Raw genomic sequence first — 23,368 nt, 5'->3', positions numbered from 1 at the left:
GTTTACAACATTCGTTAAACAAAAAAGGCCCCATTCGGGGCCTCGCCGTGGGCTATGTTTTTACGGATTAAAAGTTAGCGCCAGGTAATAAATCGCACCTACGGCCGGATTCCCGAACGAAGTGGTGTAGTATTTATTTGCAATGTTTGAACCGCCCAGTTTCAGTACCGAATTGACCGATGGAATTCGGTAATTGATTTGCGCATCAACAGTAGAGAAAGCAGGCACCATACCGCTGCCAAATGTCGAGTTCCAGTAAAACTCGTCCTGCCAGCGGTATTGAACGTTGAAACCAACGTGTTTAACAATTTCCTTTGCGCCAATGCCGGCATTAAATCGCCATTCAGGCGTATTGAATGTATTCAGCAGCCCTGCCGGCAGATCCCCGATCTTGTTGTATGATGTGTTGCCGTTGAAACTGAATTTGCCGACAAGGTAATCCAGCCCAAGGGCGCCGCCATACGTGTTTACATCACCGCCAATGTTTACAGGCACATTGTACTTGATCGGCGACTGCAGCCCGGTCGGATCGGCTGCGGTAACGTTTTTCTGAAACAGTTCGACAGCGCCGATAAAGTCCTGGTAGGTATTGTAGTAGCCATAAAGATCAATCAGCAGGCTTTTGTCCAGGAGTCCTTTGTAACCCAGTTCGAAAGATGCCACGCGTTCCGGCCGCAGGCCTTCAGAATCAAAGGTAAACTCCTTTCCGTTTAATTTGCTCAGGTCGCCCACCCCGGTCGGAGAAGTTGCAGCTGTCGCTGCATAGGCCCGGTAATCGTCTGCAAGGTAGCCCCTGTTGGTGTTAAGTTTATATTTTTCAATAAACTCAGGAAGGCCGCCGATAAGGCGGGTCGACCCGCCGGCAACGGCAAGGTCAATGTATTGGTCCTGCGTGGTTGGATTCCTGAAACCGGTCTGATAAGACGCGCGGATGTTGTTGTTCGGTGCCACGGTATACACGCCGGTAATGCGCGGGGTAAAACGGCCTTCAAAATTCTGGCTTTTGTCAAACCGACCGGCTACGGTGAGCTTCAGTTTGTCTTCGAAAAATTTCTTACCCAGCTGCCCGAAAGCCCCGTATTCTTTAATGGTCAGTTTGCGGTTCAGGTCATCGAATATTGTTCCGTCAGATCTGAGGTCGTACAATCGGTAAGAAGCGCCGACCTGGAACTCGACCGCTTTGTTGAATGCATTTGTAAAGTTGTACATGCCTTCATAGTGGTAAAGATTTGTCTTATCATTGAACCGCGCCCCGTTGGCCGGACCAATGGTGCGTTTTGTAATGGCTTCTTTGGCCAGGTTAAATGCCGGGGAACCCGGCACGAGCCTGCCCTGGTCGGCAACACCCCTGGCGGCGGCATGAGAAGCCTCTTCACTAAGCCCCTGGGCTCGCGCGCCGGAATAAGCCAGCGTATATTGGGCAAACCAGCCCGCAGTAGGGTTTGTCGGGTTGCTGCTTGGTTTCCAGGCTTCATTGATAAAGGTTCCGAGCAGTGTTGCGTTATACGCATCGCCAGAACGCTCCTGGGTGGTGTAGCCCTTCAGGTAAAAGTCTTCCCCGCGCAGCTCGAGTTTGTACTGCCCGATGCTAAAATTACGCAGCGAATACCGGTCTGTACCGGTATAAACCGACGTTCCCGTGCCCCAGTTCGCCTGTGCGATCGCCTGGATCGTATTGGTAAATTTATAATGGAGGGCGGTGGAAGTTTTTAACGAAGATGTGTTGTAATCAACCAGGTCCGCTTCATTGTAACCGGTACGCGATATGGCCTGGCTGGGCGTTGTACCGCGGTTCAGGCTGTACATGACGCCCAGAACCGGTGCCAGTTGTGGCAGCGCCGGCCGAAGGGCGGCAAACTGTGGATTTGTGTTGATGGCATTGATGATGCCGCTGTAATTTAGTCCCGGAACAGCAAGCAAACTGTTGAATGCGCCATAGGCGGCAGGTTGCTGCGCGGCAAAGCCTGCTACAAGCTGCCGGCTTACACCCTGAAGGTTGGCGTTAATCTCATCGCCATATACGTTCACACCATCGTAATTGGGATCTGAAGCCCGATCGCCGGCTTTAAGCTGCCTGCCGGTGCGGTCAAAGTTCCGGCCGTCCGTTCCATACCAGTCTCGCGCCTGCAGAAATGAGAACGCTGTCTTGATGCCGAATTTGTTGTTCCATGCTTTGGCCAGGCGCACGTCGAGCTGATTGAAGGGCTGAGCACTGACGTTTCCGTCGTTCACATGGTTAATGCCGGTTTTGAACTGGAAACTTGCACCCTGATAGTCAAAGGGATTTTTCGAAGTCATGAGCAGGGTACCGTTAATGCCACCCGCCCCATACAGTGCCGACGACGCGCCGGGAAGCAATTCAACATTCTCTACGTCCAGCTCGGTCATGCCAACGATGTTGCCGACCGAGAAGTTAAGGCCGGGTGCCTGGTTATCCATGCCGTCTACAAACTGGTTAAAACGGGTGTTCCCATTCGAATTAAAACCCCGGGTATTAACAGACTTGAAGGTCAGGCTCTGGGCACTCATCTCTACACCTTTTATATTGTTCAGCGCATCATAAAATGAAGGCGCCGGTATGTCGCGAATGGCAGCCACGCCGATGCGCTCTATGCTGACGGGCGACTCAAGAATCCGTTCGGGTGTTCTTGAAGCCGAAATAACGACATCCTGCCCAAGCGTGTTGGCAGTTGTCTCAAGCTGGAAGGACAGCCCTGTGCTGCTTGCGGATACCTCGCGCAGCTGTGTTGCATAGCCGAGGTAGGATACCACCAACGTAAACGGACCCTTGCCGGTCGTACTGAAGGCGAATTTACCGTTGCTGTCGGTCGAGGTACCACTTGTTGTGCCTCTCACCGTGACGCTAACCCCGGGTAGTGCCTCGCCCGTGGCCTTGTCTGTTACCGCACCGCTAATGTTAACCGTTTGGGCGCTAAGCTGAAAAAAGCCTGTGCACAGGGCCAGCAGGACCATGGCCAGTCGTGTAAAGATTCTGCTCATAATTTAGATTTTATTGAATATTTGGTTGATTCTTCTATAAACTTAAGGGAATTTTCAAAAGAAACAAATTATGTTCGCATTCATCTTATTCAGTGTATCTGCCTGGGTTAAGTCCCCTTTTAAAGTCATATCTTCACATCGCGCCGGCTAAATTTGATAATCGAAAGTTTTTTTTCGAAGTTTAACCTTCAACCCATTTTTATGAACAAGTTAAAGGCTGTATTGTGTATTGTCGCTCCGGTACTTCTGGGCCTCTTATTTCATATCAAAATTGGCGATTTGCCGCCGGTACTCAAGTTTCTTAATCCTTTTTCTGGTTTCTGGCAGAATGCAGAGAACACCTTCGTTAAAAAGCAGAAGCGCGTACGCATTCCGGGGGCACGGGCGCCGATAGAAATTCTTTTCGATGAAAAGATGATACCGCATGTTTTTGCGCAGAACGACCATGATCTTTACCTGGCGCAAGGTTACGTAACCGCCATGCACCGCCTTTGGCAGATGGACTTTCAAACCCGGTTTGCCGCCGGGCGCATTTCTGAAGTGGTTGGACCGAAAGCCATCGAGGTTGATCGCTATCAGCGTCGCATGGGTATGCTCTTCGGTGCTGAAAACAGTTTGAAAGGCATGATGGCAGACCCGAAAAGCCGTGAAATGATCCTGGCTTACACCGAAGGCATCAATGCATATATCAAGTCGCTGCATCGTTCGCGGTACCCGCTTGAATATAAATTACTTGACTTTAAACCTGAGTTGTGGACGCCGCTTAAGTGCGCCCTGCTGCTGAAACAGATGTCGGCGGTTCTGGCCATGGGCTCTGACGAGTTCTACATGACCAATATTCTCAAAAAATACGGTCCTGAAGTCACTGCCAATCTTTTCCCTGACTACCCTTTCCGGGAAAGTCCCATCATACCCGAAGGCACCAGGTGGAATTTCGATCCGCTGAAAATACCAGCTGTACCGGAAAACGCCATGAACCCACTGGCGGCAAACATCAGTACCCGCCAGAAAGAAGACGGAATCGGGTCAAACAACTGGGCCATATCAGGCAGCAAAACGAAGTCGGGCTACCCGATCCTGGCAAATGACCCGCACCTGGACCTGACACTGCCTTCCATCTGGTACCAGATCCAATTGCATGCGCCAGGCATCAATGCTTACGGTGTTTCGCTTCCAGGTGCTCCGGGAATCGTAATTGGCTACAACCAGAACATAGCCTGGGGGGTTACGAACGTTGCGGCCGATGTGCTTGACTTTTACCAGGTCAGGTTTAAAGACAGCACACACCGGGAATACCTGTACGATGGAAAATGGAAGAAAACAAGCCGGCGCATCGAAAAGATCGTGATGCGGGGCGGTGATTCGGAGAATGATACAGTGACCTATACCCACCACGGACCTGTGGTTTATTTTAAAAAAACCGGCTATTCAAAAGCGGCAAGCGTACCGGAGGGTGCCGCATTGCGCTGGATTGCACATGACCGCTCGAACGAACTGATGACATTCTATAAACTGAACCGCGGAAAAAATTATGCCGATTACCGGCAGGCACTCACTTATTACACCGCGCCGGCACAGAATTTCGCTTTTGCCAGCAAGGACAACGACATTGCCATTACCCCAAACGGTAAATTCCCGCTTAAATGGAAGAACCAGGGCAAATTTATTCTCGATGGCACCGACAAACGCCACGATTGGCAGGGCTGGATCCCGGCAGCACAAAATCCTACCGTAAAAAATCCGCCCCGCGGTTTTGTCAGTTCAGCAAATCAGTCTTCTACCGATAAGACATATCCCTATTACCTGAACTGGGAGTTTTCAGCAACAGAACGGGGCCGCCGCATCAATAACAGGCTAACAGCGATGAGTCAGGCTACCGCCGATAGTGTGATCCGCATGCAGACAGACAACTACAGCATGCTGGCAGAAAGTGTACTGCCAGCTCTGATGCCGATGATCGACATCCTTGGATTAAATGCCACGCAAAAAGAAGCATACGCGCTTGTTGGCCGGTGGAACAAAACCTATGCTTCGCGGGCGGTAGCCGCAAGTATTTTCGAGCTTTGGATGAAGAAACTGAATGATGCGATCTGGGAAGACGATTTTAAGGTCGACGCCATGCCAATGCGTTATCCGTCCCGCGACCGCACTGTAGAGATGATCCTGAACGAACCCGATGCCCGCTGGTTTGACGATACCCGAACGCCAAAAACGGAGACCTTAAATTTTCTGTGCAACCAGACCTTCAGGGAAACAGTAGACAGCCTCGAAAAAGCGCATGGTGCTATTGGCCGCGCGTGGCAGTGGGGTTACGTTAAGAACAGTCATGTGCCGCATCTGGCAAAAATACCGGGCATGGGCTCAAAAATATTGTTTACAGGGGGTTCGAAAAGCACCATCAATGCACTTGGAGAAACGAACGGTCCATCCTGGCGCATGGTTGTTGCGCTGGGTAAAAACCCCAGGGGTTACGGCATTTTTCCCGGCGGCCAGTCAGGAAACCCGGGCAGTAAATTCTATGATAACATGATTGGAACCTGGGCTGCAGGCAAGCTGGACGAGTTGCTGTTTTTACACTCGCCCGCAGAGGGAAAAAGTCACATCATCAAACATTTAAAAATTACGCGCTAAACATGATCATTTTTCTTGTTGTTATTGTGGCCGCCTATCTGCTTCAGCTGGCCCTCCCCTGGTGGATCATCATTGTAGTAAGTTTTGTTACCTGCGGTTTGATCGGCAAAACGGCAAAAGTGTCGCTTTGGGGATCGTTCTTCGCGATTTTTTGCCTTTGGTCTGGTTACGCTGTTTTTGAAAGCCTGCCCAATCAGCACCTTCTTGCCAACCGTGTCGCCGAGATGTTCGGCCTGAAAGTATGGTGGGCGCTGGTCCTGTTAACCGGTTTTCTTGGCGGCTTTGTAGCTGGTGTAAGTGGCTTCTGTGGCCATCACTTCAGAAAGGCCATGTTAAACCTGAAGGCGGGCGCAGCCTGAGTTTCACGTCAATTCGCATGAAGAAGATCGGATTTCGTATTTTCGCGGCGTGAATATTTCCCCGGAACAGATTCTCACCGATTTGAGTGCAGCGGCGTTTGAAACGTTGTGCCTGACCATTTTCAGGCGGCAGGCCGCTGCATGCAGTGTGTACCGCGATTACATCAGCTGCCTTGGCATTGACCCGCAAACGATTGAATGCAGCAAAGACATTCCGTTCTTACCCATCAGTTTCTTTAAAACGCATGCGGTAACAAGCAGCGAAGCACCTGCGGCCATTGTCTTCAGCAGCTCAGGTACTACCGGCATGGTGCAAAGCCGCCATTTGGTGACTGACCTGACTTGGTATGAACAAAGTTACCTGTCTGCGTTCGGGCGTTTCTACGGTAACCCTGCAGATTATTGTATCCTGGCCCTTTTACCGGCTTACCTGGAACGCGAAGGCTCTTCGCTCATCTATATGGCAGATGACTTGCTGAGCAAAAGTACCGACCCGCGCAGCGGCTATTTCCTGCACAACCATACCGAACTCGCCGCAGTGCTGGAGGTTTTGCAGCAGGGCGGCCAGAAGACCATTTTGCTTGGTGTTACCTACGCGCTGCTCGATTTTATCGAGGCGCACTCCATGAATTTTCCTGAACTGATTGTTATGGAAACCGGCGGTATGAAAGGCCGCCGCAAAGAAATGGTCAGAGAAGAACTGCATGACATACTCTGCGCCGGCTTTGGCGTACACCACATTCACAGCGAGTATGGAATGACAGAACTTCTTTCACAGGCCTACTCATCCGGCGAAGGACGTTTCGTTTGTCCGCCATGGATGCAGGTATGTCTGCGCGACACCAACGACCCCCTTTCGCCGGTTAGCCCCGGTACAACCGGTGGGATCAACGTGATTGACCTGGCCAATTACAACTCCTGCAGTTTCATTTCCACACAAGACCTCGGCCGCCTGCATGCAGACGGCTCGTTTGAAGTACTGGGTCGTTTCGACCACTCCGACATCAGGGGGTGTAACTTGTTGGTGCAATAATCCGTTTTAAACCTTCGAGGTTTTCGAAAACCTCGAAGGTTTAATTACCCCGCAACAATCAGATAATAATTTTTCTTCCCCTTCTGCACCAGCAGAAACTCCCCGTTAATGAGGTCGGGGCTTCCGTATACCGCAGCAATATCCTGAACCTTTTGCCGGTTTATTGATACGCCGCCACCCTGGATCAGCTTTTTGGTTTCCCCTTTCGAGGGGAAAACGTTGGTCTGTTCAGCCAACAGGCTGAGTACGTCCAAACCGCCTCCGAGCGCAGTTCTTTGCAGTGCGAATTGCGGAACGCCTTCGAAAATCTCGAGCACCTGCTCACGCTTCAGGCCGTTAAGAAAATCGGTCGATCCATTACCGAACAGAAAATCGGAGGTTTTCAACGCAGTTTCAAGCGCCTCTTCACCATGAGTACGGGTGGTGATGTCCGCCGCAAGCGCCTTCTGCAGGATGCGCAGATGCGGCGCCGTATCATGTTCTGCCTCAAGCGCCTCGATTTCCTCTTTAGACTTCAGCGTGAAAATCCTGATCCAGCTTTTTACGTCATCATCTGACGCATTCAGCCAGAACTGGTAAAATTTATAGGGCGATGTTTTTTCCGGATCCAGCCAGACCGCCCCTCCTTCGGTTTTGCCAAACTTGGTGCCGTCAGACTTTTTGATCAGTTTGGTAGTCAGCGCAAACGCAGTACCCTGGTCTTTTCGCCTGATCAGTTCGGTACCGGTAACAATATTTCCCCACTGGTCAGACCCGCCCATCTGAACAATGCATTTGTGGTGCTTCCACAGGTAATAGAAGTCGTATCCCTGCACCAACTGGTAGCTGAATTCTGTGAACGACATGCCTGTATCGCCTTCCAGGCGTTTCCTGACACTGTCTTTTGCCATCATGTAATTGACGGTAATGTGCTTGCCCACTTCTCGGATAAAATCGAGAAACCCGAAGCCCCTGAACCAATCCCCATTGTTGACCATCACAGCACCGTTACCGCCCTCTTCAAATCTGAGGAACTTTGAAAGTTGCTTTTTTATACCTGCCAGGTTACGCTGAACCGCCGCCTCGTCGAGAAGATTGCGCTCATCTGACTTTCCCGAAGGATCACCCACCATGCCGGTGGCTCCCCCCACCAAGGCATAAGGCTTGTGCCCGGCCGACTGGAAGTGGATCAGTGTCATAATCTGCATCAGGTGACCAACATGAAGCGAATCTGCCGTCGGATCAAAACCGATATAGCCGGCTGTCATTCCTTCGTTCAGTTTTTCCTGGGTATTGGGCATAATGTCGTGCAGCATGCCGCGCCAGCGCAATTCTTCAACAAAATCGGTCATTGTAGTAATTTTTGGTGCAAAGATAGGGTTTTAGCAGATATCCGCAGGGCGGCACCATGAAAATTGCCTCTCTTACAGTCAATGGCATGATGAACGCCTGTTGCCATTTATATTTGTTATTTTGTAACATGAATTTCCTGTCGCATTTTTTCTTTGACCGCACTTTTGATGAGCCCTACCGGGCGATGGGAACGGTACTGCCTGACCTGCTAAAGAATGCCAGCAAGAGCGCAAATTTGCATCCGGAAAAGATACCGGAATTTTTCGTTGCCAACGAGGAAGCCGCCCTGCTAACAGGTTGGCTGAGGCACCTCGCGGTAGACCGGTATTTCCATGCCTCATCGTTTTTCGTGCAAAAGACCGCAGAACTCAAGCTGGTGCTTATGCCAGCTACCGAAGATGGCCCTGTCAGACCCTCATTCCTGGCCCATATCGCGCTCGAACTCCTGCTCGATCACCTCCTGATTACCGAGGGGATGATCAATGTACAGCAGTTCTACACGCAGCTGGAACGTTCGGTTGCAGATCCGCTTTACGTCTTTCTCGAGAAAAGCGGATTCAAAGAACCTGAAGTATTCAGCAGCTTTATGCGCAATTTCCTTTCCAGCCGGTACCTGCTTAGCTACCAGAAGATCGAAAACATCACCTACGCATTGAACCGGATCTGTATGCGGCTCTGGATCCAGCCCTTTACCGATGCCAGGCTTGCACTTCTTGATGAGCAGCTTGACCGCTATGCCGCCGTTTTAAAGACCGATTTTCGTGATATTTTCGAACAAACAGCCGCACACCTGGCCCTGGTACTGCCTGAGAAAAGTTGATCCCTTTGCCAAACTTAATATCTTTGCCCCATGTCAAACATAGCCATAAAAGAACAAATGGACGCGCTCGTCAAAGAGCTGAACCAGCACAACTACAATTATTACGTTCTGGCCATGCCCACCATTGGCGACTACGAGTTTGATAAAAAACTCGAAGAACTTGCCTTGCTTGAGAAAGAATACCCTGCGCTCGCAGATCCCAATTCGCCTACTCAGCGGGTAGGCGGCGACATTACCAAAAACTTTGAGACTGTCAAACACCGGTATCCGATGCTTTCGCTTGGAAACACCTACAATGAGCAGGACCTGCGTGATTTTGACGAACGCGTGCGTAAGGCGATCGGCAGCGACTTCCAGTATGTTTGCGAGCTGAAATTTGACGGGCTCTCCATCAGCCTAACCTATGAAAACGGCCGCTTGCTGCGTGCAGTGACCCGGGGCGACGGCACACAGGGCGATGACGTGACGACCAATGTAAAAACCATACGCCGCGTACCTCACCATGTTAAAGGCGACAAGGTGCCTGCGCAGTTCGAGATCCGCGGCGAGATTTTTATGCACAGGGCAGCTTTCGACCGCCTGAACCGCGAGCGCGAAGAACTTGGAGAGGTTCCTTATGCCAATCCGCGCAACTTCGCCTCCGGCACCGTCAAGATGCAGGACTCAGCAGAAGTAGCGAAACGCCCTTTAGACTGTTTTCTCTATTTTCTCTATACCGATAAAAGCGAGTTCAAAACACATTGGGACAGTCTGCAGGCAGTAGATAACTGGGGCTTCCATGTTTGCGAACACAACCGCCTGGTCAGCAACATAGACGAGGTACTCGACTTTGTGCACAAGTGGGAAAAAGAACGGCACAACCTGAGCTATGAAATTGACGGGATCGTGATCAAGGTAAACAGCTACGCCCAGCAGCAGGAACTGGGCTTTACAGCAAAATCGCCCAGGTGGGCCATCTCTTACAAATACAAAGCAGACGAGGTACAAACCGAACTTTTGCAGGTAAGTTATCAGGTTGGCCGTACAGGCGCTGTGACCCCTGTTGCAAACCTGAAACCGGTTTTGCTTGCAGGCACAACGGTAAAGCGAGCCAGCTTGCACAATGCGAACGAAATCGAACGGCTGGATCTGCATGAGCATGATACCGTGTTCGTGGAAAAGGGCGGCGAGATCATCCCGAAGGTAATTAAGGTTAATCCTGAAAAGCGCCGGCCCGATGCAAAGAAGATTGTTTACCTGCACAACTGCCCCGAGTGCGGCAGCGAGCTGGTCAGGAAAGAAGGCGAAGCCGTGCATTACTGCCCGAATGATGAAGCCTGCCCTCCCCAGATCGTTGGAAAGATCCAGCATTTCATTGGCCGGAAAGCCATGAATATTGATGGCCTGGGCGATGAAACGATCGAGACCTTTTACCGCCGCGGCCTGGTCAGACACATCAGCGACCTGTATACGCTTCACGAAAAAGCGACCGAGCTGAGCCAGATCGAGCGTTTTGGCGAGAAGTCGATCCAGAATATGCTCAAGGGTATTGAAGAATCGAAAAAGATGCCTTTTGAGAAGGTATTGTTCGGCCTGGGTATCCGGTATGTTGGTGAAACGGTGGCACGCAAACTGGCCGCGGGCGTCAAAAATATCGAAACGCTTGCAGCAGCAACAGTGCCGGAGCTGATCGCCATCGATGAAATCGGAACCCGAATTGCGGAAAGTATTGTCGAATACTTTTCAAAACCCGAGCACATCCGGCAAATTGCCCTGCTGAAAGCTGCCGGATTGCAGTTTGAGGTCGAAGAACGCACAATTGTTCTGCAAAGCGAGCAATTAAGCGGAAAAACATTTGTAATTTCGGGCGTTTTTGAAAATTTTGACCGTGAGGAGCTGAAAACGATGATCGAAGCCAACGGTGGGAAGATGTTAAGCGGCATTTCTGGCAAACTCGATTACCTTGTGGCCGGCGATAACATGGGCCCTTCAAAACTGGAAAAAGCAAAGAAGCTGAAAATCCCGATCATCTCAGAAACCGAGCTGATGGATATGCTTGGCAAATAATAATTACAACATAAAGCCGGAGCATAAAGCTCCAATTCAGAAAATCAGTAAAATGAACAGATTTCATGGTACGGGTGTGGCATTGGTTACGCCCTTCAATGCAGATGGATCGGTCGATTATCCGGGTTTGAGAAACCTGATCGACCATGTAGTAGACGGAGGTGTAGAGTACCTCGTCTCTTTGGGAACCACAGGCGAAGCCGCTACATTGAAGAAGGATGAGAAGAAGAAGATCTGGTCGTTTACTGCAGAAGTCAACAATAACCGCGTACCCCTGGTGGCTGGCATTGGCGGGAACGATACACATGCCATAGCCAATGAGATCCGCGAATTTGAATCTTCAGGATACAGTGCCATTTTGAGTGTAAGCCCCTATTACAGCAAGCCTACACAAGAGGGAATTTACAGGCACTACCAACACCTGAGCGAGCATACACCGCTTGATCTTTTTCTTTACAACGTTCCCGGCCGCACCTCGAGCAACATGAGTGCCGAGACCACCTGCAGGCTGGCTCATGATTTTAAGAACATTATCGGCATTAAAGACGCTTCAGGCAGCTTTGACCAGTTTAACCAGATTATGCGCGATAAACCTGCAGATTTCCTGTTAATTTCGGGTGATGATCCTGTTACCTTGCCAATGATTGCCCTGGGCGCTGCAGGTGTCATTTCGGTAATTGCGAACGCCGTTCCTAGACAGTTTTCAGACATGGTACGTGCCTGCCTCGCCGGCGATTTCAAATCGGCGCAGCCCGCACACCTTAGCCAGATTGAATTTACACGCCTGTGTTTTGCCGAAGGAAATCCGGCAGGTGTGAAATCAGCGCTTCAAAGAATCGGCATTTGTTCAGATACCGTTCGCTTGCCGCTGCTCAGCGCTTCAGCCGGCCTGGCCGCTGCCATTGATTCGGCCCTGAACGATCTCGGATAATATTCCCGCCAAAAGGGATTTATAACAGCAAGGCCCGGCAAATTGCCGGGCCTTGCTGTTATTGCTTGAGTAAGAAACTACTTCGTCGCTTTGTTTTTGGTTTCCTGAACCTCCAGACGGATGGCCTGAGCCAGGTTTTTCAGGTCCTGCATACCTTTGCGTACACGTGTACCGGCTGCACTGTTCGCTTTGTTGTAGAACTTGTCTGCATCTGCTTCAAGTGATGCTACCAAATTTTTAACTTCTTCAAATTTTTTCATCGTTAAATACTCCTTTTTAGTTTTTTATTTAAGGTTTTGATTAATACGCTTATACTAATGTATGATCTTTCACCAAATAAAAAAATTTTTGGAAAAATAAAAAAAGGGCCTCCAGAGTGTTTTTTTCCACATTCTGGAGGTTTATAAACACCTGAAGATCAGTCTAAAATCCCAACAAGCTGATTATCAACGAATTATCATAAGATAGCTATAAAAAAAGCCCTCCAGATCATCTGAAGGGCCTTTTTATATCAGGTTCAACTTCGACTATGCAACAGCGAACTTGTTCTCTTTGTAATAACCGTTTTGCAGCTTTTCAGACACTTCACTGAAAGCATCGAGCGTCCGCTGAACGTCTTCTTTTGTATGCACCGCAGTCGGGATCAGGCGCAGTTCGATCATCCCTTTGGGAATGACCGGGTAGACCACAATGGAACAGAATATGCCATAATTTTCACGAAGGTCCATCGTTAATGCCGTAGCTTCAAGCAACTCACCTTTCAGAAATACGGGTGTAACCATCGTATTCGTTACGCCCAGATCAAAACCACGTTCTCTCAGGCCCTGCTGCAGGCTGGTCGCAATTTCCCACAACTTTTCACGAAGCTCCGGTTTGCTCTTCAGCAATTCGAGCCGCTTGATCAGGCCAATCACCATCGGCATAGGAAGTGCCTTGGCAAAGGTTTGTGAACGCATGTTGTAACGGAGGAAGTTTGTCACCTCCTCGCTCGAGGCCACAAAAGCACCAATACCAGCCATAGACTTGGCAAAGGTACCAAAGTATACATCTACCCCATCTATGCAGTCCTGCGCCTCATGTGTACCCGCGCCGGTTTTACCCATGGTACCGAAGCCATGCGCATCATCAATCAGCAAGCGGAAATTAAACTCAGATTTCAGGGCAACCAGCTCTTTTAGCTTACCCTGGGCACCTGACATGCCGAACACACCTTCGGTGATGACCAGGATCCCACCGCCGGTCGTTTCTACCAGCTTAGCGGCGCGCTCCAGCTGTTTGCGCGCACTTTCAATGTCGTTGTGTTTATAAACGAAACGTTTGCCCATGTGCAGGCGAAGTCCGTCGATGATGCAGGCATGCGATTCGCCATCGTATACCACCACATCATTTCTGTCTACAAGCGTATCGATAATCGAAACCATTCCCTGATAACCGTAATTGAGCAGAAATGCATCAGGTTTACCTACAAAAGCCGCGAGCTCCTGCTCCAGCTGTTCGTGGTATTTGGAGTTCCCCGACATCATGCGGGCACCCATTGGATAAGCCATTCCAAATTGCGCAGCAGCCTCTTCGTCGGCTTTGCGAACCTCAGGATGATTGGCCAGACCCAGGTAATTATTTAAACTCCATACAAGATGTTCCTTCCCGCGAAAAGTCATGTGCGGGGCAATCTCTCCCTCCAGTTTAGGAAACGAAAAATACCCATGAGACCACTTCTGGTGTTGACCGATCGGGCCCATGTGTTTTGCGATTTTATCGAATATATCCAATGTATTGTATTTTAGTATTTTTTGCTGTAAAGTTAAGGCTAATTGCCTTTAATATCAACTGTTGACGTAATTAGCCACTATTATGCCAAAAAAGCCCCAACAGAACAGGTCTTTCGGGGCTTTTATAGGTTATGACATTTGGCTTAATCTACGTTGTCGTGCAGGAACGAATTGTTTGGCCGGATCTCGGTTGAACCATCTGCATCATTGCTCAGCGTAAAGCGTGAAACCTGCGATTCAGATGAGTGCTGCACCTGCTGCAACTGCATTTGTTTACGTTTGTAGGCAGGTTCATTCTCAAGTTCCTGCAGGCCGTTGCTCGTGCGAAGTTTCATGCTCAGGTCTTTCAGGCGCAGAATGCGCTCTTTAGACTTACGGAGCTGCTCTTCGATCGAGTCGTCGTTTTTATCATCGTCAAGGCCCACAACGGTCTGCGGCGCACTCGGTACTTCAGGCTCATCATCAAGCGTTGCAATCGGTTTCTCAAAAACGAACTCGGTTTCGGCCGTTCTCAATTCAAAGTCAAATGCAGGCTCGCCGCGTTCTTCTTCGGCCGGTTCTTCTTCGACCAGACTGTGCCTGATGACCTGCGGATTGCTCTCCTGTGCAGGCGGCTGTACTTCAGGGCGCTTGCTGAACATGCCGCCGAAAAGGTCTGCCTGTTTGGTTTCCTCTTTCAGTTTCATTTGCAGCTCTTCCTGTTGCTCCGGCTCCTCCTGCCTTGGCTGGATGAATGAGTTAACCGGTTCTACCGGGCGCACCAGCGGCGCCTCTTCAGGCGTAAGCAAAGAGATTTTCTTTTTATTGCGCTCTTCAGATGCCCGCTCTTCCTGGGTTTGGAAACCTGTGGCAATGATCGTTACCGATAGCTTCTCTTCCAACAGCTCATCCTGGCAATTGCCCCAGATCAGGTCTGCAGATAAACCGGCTTTTTCCTGGATATAATCTGTAATGATGGAGACTTCATCCATGGTCACTTCTTTACTGCCGGAGCTGATATTCAGCAAGATGTAACGTGCACCCTCTATTTCACTGTCTTTGAGCAGCGGCGATGCCAGCGCACCCTCAACCGCACGCAGCGCGCGGTCTTCGCCCTCGGCGGCAAAACTACCCATGATGGCAACACCGCTTTCTTTCATAACGGTGCGCACATCTTTAAAGTCAACATTGATGTAACCAGGTACGGTAATGATCTCAGCAATGCCTTTTGCGGCTGTGGTCAGGATGTCATCTGCCTGCCCGAATGCTGAACCCAGGGTCAGGTTGCCAAAAATTTCACGCAGCCGGTCGTTTGAAATGACCAGGTAAGAATCAACGTACTTTTTTAATTCATCAAGACCTTCTTCGGCCTGCATCCGGCGGCGCTTGCCTTCAAAGGAAAAAGGTGTGGTTACAATGGCCACCGTAAGAATGTCAAGTTCTTTAGCCGCTTTCGCGATGATCGGGCTGGCACCGGTACCTGTTCCACCACCCATACCCGCGGTAATGAACAACATCTTGGTCGTATTGCCAAGCATCGCCTTGATGTCGTCTATGTTTTCTATTGCAGAGTTTTTTCCTACTTCGGGCATTGAGCCTGCTCCCATCCCCTCGGTCAAACTGGCACCTAACTGCACTTTGTTTGGGATCGGGCTCAACTCTAAAGCCTGGGCGTCGGTGTTACATATAATGAAATCTACCCCGTTAATACCTGAACGGTACATGTGGTTTACTGCATTTCCGCCACCGCCCCCAACACCAATAACTTTGATGATGGACGACTTATCTTTTAACATTTCAAACTGCATAATATTAGGTATCAGTTGTTTAATTTTGTGTTTTCGCTGTCTATTCTCAGACGTAATATTAACATTTTTTTCACAGGCCTTTTCCACAAGTGTTAACAATGTGGAAAAAACGCAAATTGTGGAAAATTGCCCTAAGGCCGGATATAATCCGAGTCGCTTACATCCATGTCATCTTGTATAAAACGGGTCGTTTTAGCCAATAGTTTATCGAACAAGCCATTTCGTTTTGTTTTCTCTTTTTCGGCCACCGGTTTTTGCACATACACACCCGGCTGCTTCATTTCTTCCAGCAGGTCTTCAGCTTTTTGGATGCCTTTGATCAGCAGACCCACACTTGTTGCATACATCGGACTCTTCAGGTCGTCGTACACCGCCTTGCTCATTTCTTCATACTTGGAAAGGTGCTCGTTCGGATAACCCACCCGGCAGTCCAGTCCCGTTACATATTCGACCAGCTGCGAAAGGTGTTTGAGCAGGGCGCCGCCACCGGTAATCACAACGCCGCCAATCAGTTTTTTCTCGTAACCCGAAGACTTAATTTCATAATACACGTGCTCAATGATCTCCTCCATCCGTGCCTGAATCACATAAGCCAGGTTTTTAACCGAAATTTCTTTGGGCTCCCGGCCCCGCAATCCTGGTACACAAATGATCTCGTTCTCCTTGTTTTCTTCTGCCAGGGCAGAACCGAAACGCGTTTTCAACAGTTCAGCCTGGTTACGCATAACCGAGCAGCCTTCCCTGATGTCTTCGGTTACACTATTGCCGCCGAACGGAATAACGGCCGTATGGCGGATGATTCCCTCGTGGAAGATGGCAATGTCAGTGGTGCCGCCGCCAATATCAACCAAGGCTACACCTGCTTCTTTCTCTTCTTCGCTCAACACCGATTCTGAGGAGGCAAGTGGTTCAAGGATCAGTTCCTGGGTCTGTAAGGCTGCGTTGCTTACACACTTCATGATGTTTTTGATTGCCGTGACCTGCCCGGAGATAATGTGGAAATTGGCCTCGAGGCGCACGCCCGCCATCCCGATCGGATCTTTAATCCCGGGCTCGTTGTCAATAGTAAATTCCTGCGGCAATACATGGATAATTTCCTCGCCGGGAGGCATGACCAGTTTGAACATGTCATCAATCAGTTTGTCGAGGTCTTTCCTGCTGATCTCATTGTTCAGCTCGCGGCGGGTTAAGATGCCGCGGTGCTGCAAACTTTTAATGTGCTGCCCGGCGATGCCGACATTCACAACCCGAATTTCCACATTCGATTGTGCGCTTGCCAGTTCTACCGCAGCCGCTATCCCCTGAACAGTTTTCTGGATATTTGATACCACACCCCTCGTTACACCAGCCGATTCCGCTTTCCCTATGCCGAGCACCTCGATTTTTCCGTGCTGCGTTCTCCGGCCTACGATGACGCAAATTTTCGTAGTACCGATATCGAGTCCGACTACGATGGGAGATTGTTGGTTAGACTTTGCCTTTTCCATATATGTGATCAGTTGTTGAGTTAAATCTTTCTTTGTTTGTTGTTTGGTTTGTTGCCGGCTTGTGCAGGCTTGTTTGCAGGCACTTCCTGTTTTGACGGCGTTTTCCGCTCAGCCGGCTTTTCCTGCTGGTTTCGCGTTGCAGCGCCAGTTTGCCCTGCCCCGCGCTCACGCGGCGCTGCATTGGCGATGACGGGCTGCGCCGGTTTTTTCTCCGTGTCTTTCGCTACCTCATCGAGAATCGTCTTTTCGACCAGCTGGTCAATGACCTGCCGGCTTACCCGCACACTATCTGCCGGTGTCAGCGAACGCACCGGCTTAACAATACCAGAATCCCCTTTGTTTTTCTCGCAGACAATCTGGTTTGTATATTTGATATTGATGCTCTTGTAAGTATCCCAGCCGACCTTGGGCATTGCATTTTTATAAAAAATTAACAGGTTCTCCATCTTCACCTCCAGCGAATCGGCGTCACCCAGAATGATCCGCTGGTTGCCCACACGCGGGATCATGGTAATGTCATTCCGTTCATCGACTACAAGCTGTTCAATCTGGGCATCCCAAAGCGTATCCTTCTTCAGATAAAGTGCAGTTTGGTAAAGGTCCCTGGCCAGTTTGGTACGCAGGGTATCCGGCCTGCCGGCAAAGTGCTCACGAATATTTCCCGTTGCCACAACCACGTGCGCCGTAAAATTGGCAGAAACTGGCATTTTCAGTCCATCCTGATCCACATAATAGTCCTGGCCTCCCGCGTTGATAATGCGAAGAACCGGTTGCCGCTGGTTAATTTCAATGTGGACAACCCCATCCATGTCAGCATACACCTTGGCAAAAGCGATATATGGGTTTGCCTGGATATTTTTTTCAATCTGGTTCAGGTTAATGTCTTGCAGAAGGCGCCCCACGAGCACACCATTTCCTTCGCGGATGATCTGGTCTATTTCCTCGCGCTCGATAAAATTATCGGCGCCGGGAATCAGGATATCAACACTGGTGCACTTCAGCTCCCTCTTTTTTACACCAATAAAACTCATCAGCGTAACCGTCCCGCCGATGCAGACCACCCAAAGCAGGGTCCATCCGATTAGTTTCCAGTTTACCCGTTTAAGCATGATCAAGCAATTTTTTCAGCGGTTCAACCAAGGTATCAATATCGCCAGCGCCTACCGTAACCAATAAGGCGGGTTTTTTTTGTCCGATCACTGTCGTTACAGCTTCTTTGGCCACCAGCGCCTTTTCTGGTCCGCTGACCAGGTCAAGCAGCATAGCAGAAGTTACCCCTGCAATAGGCAGCTCTCTGGCCGGGTAAACATCAAGCAGCAATAGGTCATCTACTGTAGAAAGCACCTGAGCAAAACCGGCAGCAAAGTCTCGCGTGCGTGTAAAGAGGTGCGGCTGGAATACGACCGTAAGTTTGCGGTCAGGATACAATTCACGCAGCGCTGAAAAACAGGCTCGCAGTTCTTCTGGATGATGTGCATAATCATCTACATACACACAATCCGGCCTAACCACCTGGTATTCGAAACGCCTTCTGACTCCTTTGAAATTGCCCAGGGCAGTCCTGATCTTTTCAGCACTGATACCAAGCTGCCTCGCCACGGCAATAGCCGCTGTGGCGTTTTCAATATTGTGCCGGCCAGGAAGCCTGCTGGCAACTCCTTCAATCGTTCCCTGGTTATCGCGGTAGTCAAACACAAAGGTACCATCTTCCACCCTGATGTTCGTGGCCTGCACATCGGCGGGTTGTTCAACGGCATAGGTATTGCCCTGAACAGGCAGTCCCGCCCGCACAAAAAGCCGTCCGCCGGTTTTCACCTGGCCTGCGAAAAGCCTGAACGACTCTTCCAGGCTGCCGGCATCGCCATAAATATCCAGATGGTCGGCATCCATTGAAGTGATGACGGCCAGGTCGGGATGCAGCGTAAGAAAAGACCTGTCGTATTCATCAGCTTCAACCACAACCACATTGTTATTTCCGTAGAGCACATTGCTGTTGTAATTGGCGGCAATTCCTCCCAGGAAAGCGGTACAGCCATAAAGACTATCCTGTAAAATATGAGCAATGACCGAAGAGGTCGTGGTTTTTCCGTGTGTGCCGGCCACAGCGATACACGTCATGCCCAGGCTAATGATACCCAATACCTGCGACCGTTTGTTCAGCGCGAAACCGCCCTGCAAAAAGAAATTCAGAATGGCAGCATCTTTCGGGATGGCTGGTGTGTAAACGACCAGCACTTCCGGTCCGGCCCTGTGGAAATCTGCAGGAATTTCCGTTTCCAGATCCTGGTAGGTGATCGCAATGCCTTCTTCTGCTAGCGTTTCGGTAAGCCGCGTGCGGGTTTTATCATAACCGCAAACCCTAACGCCGCGTTTGGAAAAATAGCGTGCAAGGGCACTCATACCGATGCCCCCGATACCTACGAAATACGCTCTTTTGATTTTTTCCAGTTCCATCTTAATTCTTCAGGTCTGCAAGTTTTAACACTTCGGTTGCAATAACTGTATCGGCATTGTGTAATGCCATTTTTCCAATATTCTGAGACAGCTCTCTGACCAGCTCCGCGTTCTCCAGGAGCCTCAGCGCTTCTTTAACCAGGGTATCTTCTGCCGACCGGTCATTGATCAGCACCGCCGCTCTGTTTTTTACGAGCGCCATGGCATTCTTGGTCTGGTGGTCTTCGGCCACATTCGGTGAAGGCACCAGAATGACCGGCTTTTCAATAAGACAAAGTTCAGCAATGGTGCCTGCGCCGGCCCGTGAAATGATCAGGTCTGCTGCTGCGTAGGCCAGGTCCATGTGGTTAAGAAATTCCAGGACGCGGATATTGCCGTGCAGGCTGGTGCCCAGCCGCTCGGTGATCCCTTTATAATAAAACCTACCCGTCTGCCAGATCACCTGTACATCGGCGGCAATAAGCTCGTCGAGGTGTTTCTCGACGCTGCGGTTCAACGTTCCCGCACCCAGACTTCCACCCGTAACTAAAATTGTTTTCTTGTGGGCCTGAATCCCGAAAGCCGCCGCAGCTTGCAGGCGTTTGCCCGTAATCTCGACCACATCTTTTCTGACGGGGTTCCCGGTTTTCAAAATCACATCAGCAGGGAAGAATTGCTCCATCCCGTCAAAGGCCACACAAATTTTCCTCGCTTTCCTGCTAAGCCACTTGTTGGTTACGCCGGCATATGAATTCTGCTCCTGGATCAGGTATGGTATCTTTCGCAGTGAAGCAGCGTACAGCAGCGGTCCGGAGGCGTAGCCGCCAACACCCACTGCCACATCCGGTCTGAACTCACGAATAATCTGCAGGGCGTCGAACAGACTTTTTATAATTTTAAACGGCAGGCCAAGGTTTTTGAGAATCGATCCGCGCTGAATTCCGCTGATGTTTAATCCGCGAATCTGGTAACCCGCAGCCGGCACCTTTTCCATTTCCATACGACCATTTGCACCCACAAAAAGTATCTCGCAGCCGGGCCTGAGCCGGCGCAGCGCGTTGGCTATGGCCACGGCGGGAAATATATGCCCGCCGGTGCCTCCGCCTGATATGATAATTTTTGGGGAATTATTCATCGTTTAATTTTTCACAGCTATCTGGTGTTGAACACTGCTTCTATTTTCTATTGGTTTTTATCAATTTAAACTTTCACTGTAAATCTTGCTCTTTAACCCATTGACGGGATTTCGCCAATCACCACTTTTTTGCTGCTGCCTTCTTCAACATCGCGGCTTACGCTCAGTATAATACCAAAAGCGACACTGGTAAATATGATCGATGTTCCACCCATGCTAACAAGGGGAAGCGGTACGCCGGTTACCGGTCCCAGCCCTACGGCTACGGCCATGTTGGCGAAGGCCTGGATGGTCAGGCTAAAACTAAGGCCCGCCGCAAGCAGCGCCCCGAATGCTTTCGGGGCCTTGGTCACAATCTTTATACAGCGGTAAAGCAGGACCAAGTACAGGGTGATCATGATCAGCGCCCCAAAAAGTCCGTATTCTTCGACGATGATGGCGAAAATAAAATCAGAATAGGGGTGTGGCAGAAAGTTGCGCTGCGTACTGTTGCCAGGCCCCTTGCCAAAAAATCCGCCGGTGGCCAGCGCAATTTTACTTTGATCTGCCTGGAAGGTTTTGTCAGAATGCTGAAGTTCCGGATGAAGAAATGAGTTGATCCGCGACTTATAGGTACCCGCCCTTGGACCAAGAAACACGATGAATGTAAGCAATACGGCACCGCCTACGCAGACCGCAGCAATCTGTTTGATGCTGATGCGCCCCATGATCAGCAGCAGGATGCTTACACCGAATAACATGATCGCAGTAGACATGTTTGCCCAGGCAATCAGCCCAAAAACAACGCAAACAGAGCCCATAATGGGCAAAAAAGACTCCCGCAGGTTCTTGATCTGCTCCTGTTTTTTGGTCAGCATTCGCGCCAGGAAAGTAATCAGTGCCACCTTGGCCAGATCGGATGTCTGAAAGGTCAGTCCAATGATTGGAATTTTAACCCAACGCGAAGCCTCATTAATATTTTCGCCAAAAACCGCCGTATAAAACAGCAGCGGAATCGTAATGATCATCAGGATCTTCGAAATGCCGGCATAATACCGGTAATCGAGCAAATGAGAAAAATAGATCATAGCAATGCCCATCAGCACAAAAATAAGATGCTTGGTCAGCAGCAGTTTCTCGACCGTTTTGCCCTGTTTGTACGCCAGGGTACCTGTAGCACTGTAGACGGTAAGGATCGAGATAAGCGAAAGCAGCACGATGATCAGCCAGATCCACCGGTCGCCTTTTGTTTTACTGAGTAATGCCTGAACTGAAAACATAATTACAATTCTTTTACGGCCAGTTTGAACTGGTTACCACGGTCTTCATAATTTTTAAAAAGATCAAAACTTGCACAGGCCGGCGAAAGCAGGACGGTGTCGCCTTTTTTTGCCAGGTGATAAGCGATCTGAACGGCCTCGAAGGCAGAGAACGTATTCACAATAACCTCCACATCATCTTCGAAGGCCTCATGAATGCGTTTGTTATCTTTTCCAAGGCAAACGATGGCCTTCACCTTAGACTGGACAAGGTCTTTCAGCATCTGGTAATCATTTCCTTTGTCAACGCCACCCATGATCAGCACCACGTCACTGTTCATGCTTTCCAGGGCATACCAGGTTGAGTTGACATTGGTTGCCTTACTGTCATTCACGAAATCGATTCCTGAAATGCGCGCAACATGCTCGAGCCGGTGCGGAATATTTTTAAAGTTCCCCATGCTTTCGCGGATGGATTCATTGCGCAGCTCAATGACTTTTGCAACAATGCCTGAAGCCATTGAGTTGTGGATGTTGTGCTTGCCCTGCAATGCGAGTTCTGAAATAGACATGGTGAATGGTTCTTGTTGGTTTATGTTGATAAATAGCTCGTTGTTCTCTAAGTAAGCGCCCTGCGGCACCTGGTGTCTGATGCTGAAAGCATACGTTTTTGGTCTGATGGTCATACCCGCCAGCGCCCTGGTTATTTCCTCATCATCAGCACAATAAATGAAGACGTCGTCTTCGGTCTGGTTTTGAAGAATCCTCATTTTTGAGCGCACGTAATTCTCCATCTTGTAATCATAGCGGTCCAGGTGGTCGGGTGTAATGTTCAGCAGTAGGGAAATATCTGCCCTGAACTGGTACATATCATCAAGCATGAAACTGCTGATCTCCAGCACATACCAATCAAAATCAGCAGTAGCCACCTGTGCTGCAAAACTCTTCCCGATATTGCCGGCCAGGCCGACATGCAGTCCGCCGTTTTTCAGAATATGATACGTGAGCATGGTGGTAGTCGACTTGCCATTTGACCCGGTTATGCACACCGTGCGCGCCTTCGTGTAACGCTTTGCAAACTCAATCTCAGAAATAACCGGTATACCCCTGGTCTTTAAAGCCTGAATCAGCGGCGCCGTTGGCGGAATTCCAGGGCTCTTGATCACCTCGTCGGCATTCAGGATGTCTGCTTCACTGTGACGCCCTTCCTCGAACGCTACCTGCATGGACTGCAGCTGAGACTTATAGTTCTCTGCAATTTCAGCCATGTCTGACACGAAAACCTCAAAGCCCTGCTTTTTCGCAAGCATGGCCGCGCCAACCCCGCTTTCTCCTGCACCCAATATGACGATCCGCTTCTGCTCCAT

General features: G+C 49.9%; 17 protein-coding genes. 6 read left to right on the top strand and 11 right to left on the bottom strand.

The features are described from left to right. Positions 1–60: 60 nt before the first annotated feature. Positions 61–3,000 carry a TonB-dependent receptor gene (locus C7T94_RS17080; RefSeq protein ID WP_107216923.1) on the bottom strand — a complete coding sequence of 980 codons (2,940 nt, stop codon included), beginning with the start codon at positions 2,998–3,000 and terminating at the stop codon, positions 61–63. 201 nt (positions 3,001–3,201) lie between these two features. On the opposite strand from C7T94_RS17080, the gene C7T94_RS17075 reads away from it, so the two are divergent. From C7T94_RS17075 to C7T94_RS17065, 3 genes are read left to right on the top strand one after another with little or no spacing between them, the layout of a single operon-like run. After that, positions 3,202–5,631: a penicillin acylase family protein gene (locus C7T94_RS17075; protein WP_107217140.1), complete on the top strand. Its 2,430-nt coding sequence runs from the start codon at positions 3,202–3,204 to the stop codon at positions 5,629–5,631. A 2-nt stretch (positions 5,632–5,633) separates the two neighbouring features. Further along, positions 5,634–5,990 carry a hypothetical protein gene (locus tag C7T94_RS17070; protein WP_239495056.1) on the top strand — a complete coding sequence of 119 codons (357 nt, stop codon included), beginning with the start codon at positions 5,634–5,636 and terminating at the stop codon, positions 5,988–5,990. A 49-nt stretch (positions 5,991–6,039) separates the two neighbouring features. Then, the gene (locus C7T94_RS17065) at positions 6,040–7,023 is read left to right on the top strand and encodes a LuxE/PaaK family acyltransferase (RefSeq protein WP_394341007.1); all 984 of its coding nucleotides are present in this window, start codon (positions 6,040–6,042) and stop codon (positions 7,021–7,023) included. 44 nt (positions 7,024–7,067) lie between these two features. Here C7T94_RS17065 and tyrS read toward each other — a convergent pair whose 3' ends face one another. After that, positions 7,068–8,354 (bottom strand): tyrosine--tRNA ligase, encoded by a 1,287-nt coding sequence (gene tyrS, locus C7T94_RS17060; RefSeq protein ID WP_107216921.1) that lies wholly within the window; start codon positions 8,352–8,354, stop codon positions 7,068–7,070. A gap of 128 nt (positions 8,355–8,482) precedes the next feature. On the opposite strand from tyrS, the gene C7T94_RS17055 reads away from it, so the two are divergent. The 3 genes from C7T94_RS17055 to dapA are packed head-to-tail and all read left to right on the top strand — an operon-like array spanning position 8,483 to position 12,152. Next, the gene (locus C7T94_RS17055) at positions 8,483–9,175 is read left to right on the top strand and encodes an ACP phosphodiesterase (protein ID WP_107216920.1); all 693 of its coding nucleotides are present in this window, start codon (positions 8,483–8,485) and stop codon (positions 9,173–9,175) included. A gap of 30 nt (positions 9,176–9,205) precedes the next feature. Further along, positions 9,206–11,221: an NAD-dependent DNA ligase LigA gene (gene ligA, locus C7T94_RS17050; RefSeq protein ID WP_107216917.1), complete on the top strand. Its 2,016-nt coding sequence runs from the start codon at positions 9,206–9,208 to the stop codon at positions 11,219–11,221. A 52-nt stretch (positions 11,222–11,273) separates the two neighbouring features. Beyond that, on the top strand, positions 11,274–12,152 hold the full coding sequence (gene dapA, locus C7T94_RS17045; protein WP_107217134.1) for a 4-hydroxy-tetrahydrodipicolinate synthase: 879 nt from the start codon (positions 11,274–11,276) through the stop codon (positions 12,150–12,152). A 77-nt stretch (positions 12,153–12,229) separates the two neighbouring features. Here dapA and C7T94_RS17040 read toward each other — a convergent pair whose 3' ends face one another. From C7T94_RS17040 to murD, 9 genes are all read right to left on the bottom strand, one after another. Further along, on the bottom strand, positions 12,230–12,412 hold the full coding sequence (locus tag C7T94_RS17040) for a histone H1 (RefSeq protein WP_107216916.1): 183 nt from the start codon (positions 12,410–12,412) through the stop codon (positions 12,230–12,232). A gap of 267 nt (positions 12,413–12,679) precedes the next feature. Then, entirely contained in the window at positions 12,680–13,921 is a 1,242-nt protein-coding gene (locus C7T94_RS17035) for an aminotransferase class I/II-fold pyridoxal phosphate-dependent enzyme (protein WP_107216914.1), read from the bottom strand. A gap of 143 nt (positions 13,922–14,064) precedes the next feature. Further along, positions 14,065–15,708 carry a cell division protein FtsZ gene (ftsZ, locus tag C7T94_RS17030; RefSeq protein WP_107217132.1) on the bottom strand — a complete coding sequence of 548 codons (1,644 nt, stop codon included), beginning with the start codon at positions 15,706–15,708 and terminating at the stop codon, positions 14,065–14,067. 131 nt (positions 15,709–15,839) lie between these two features. After that, complete coding sequence (gene ftsA, locus C7T94_RS17025) at positions 15,840–17,195, bottom strand: cell division protein FtsA (protein ID WP_107216912.1); 1,356 nt, start codon at positions 17,193–17,195, stop codon at positions 15,840–15,842. Positions 17,196–17,215: 20 nt separating this feature from the next. Beyond that, the gene (locus C7T94_RS17020) at positions 17,216–18,304 is read right to left on the bottom strand and encodes a cell division protein FtsQ/DivIB (RefSeq protein ID WP_204353318.1); all 1,089 of its coding nucleotides are present in this window, start codon (positions 18,302–18,304) and stop codon (positions 17,216–17,218) included. Continuing rightward, positions 18,297–19,649 (bottom strand): UDP-N-acetylmuramate--L-alanine ligase, encoded by a 1,353-nt coding sequence (gene murC, locus C7T94_RS17015; RefSeq protein WP_107216910.1) that lies wholly within the window; start codon positions 19,647–19,649, stop codon positions 18,297–18,299. The genes C7T94_RS17020 and murC overlap by 8 nt, the downstream gene beginning before the upstream one ends. 1 nt (position 19,650) lies before the next feature. Then, positions 19,651–20,763: an undecaprenyldiphospho-muramoylpentapeptide beta-N-acetylglucosaminyltransferase gene (murG, locus tag C7T94_RS17010; RefSeq protein WP_107216908.1), complete on the bottom strand. Its 1,113-nt coding sequence runs from the start codon at positions 20,761–20,763 to the stop codon at positions 19,651–19,653. Between the two features lie 92 nt (positions 20,764–20,855). After that, on the bottom strand, positions 20,856–22,022 hold the full coding sequence (locus tag C7T94_RS17005; protein WP_107216906.1) for an FtsW/RodA/SpoVE family cell cycle protein: 1,167 nt from the start codon (positions 22,020–22,022) through the stop codon (positions 20,856–20,858). Positions 22,023–22,024: 2 nt separating this feature from the next. Continuing rightward, positions 22,025–23,368, bottom strand: a complete 1,344-nt coding sequence (gene murD, locus C7T94_RS17000) for a UDP-N-acetylmuramoyl-L-alanine--D-glutamate ligase (RefSeq protein WP_107216904.1) — start codon at positions 23,366–23,368, stop codon at positions 22,025–22,027.

Source organism: Pedobacter yulinensis (assembly GCF_003029735.1).
Lineage (GTDB): Bacteria > Bacteroidota > Bacteroidia > Sphingobacteriales > Sphingobacteriaceae > Pedobacter > Pedobacter yulinensis.
The sequence above is the reverse complement of the archived record's forward strand: the minus strand, read 5'-3'. Positions and strand labels throughout refer to the sequence as shown.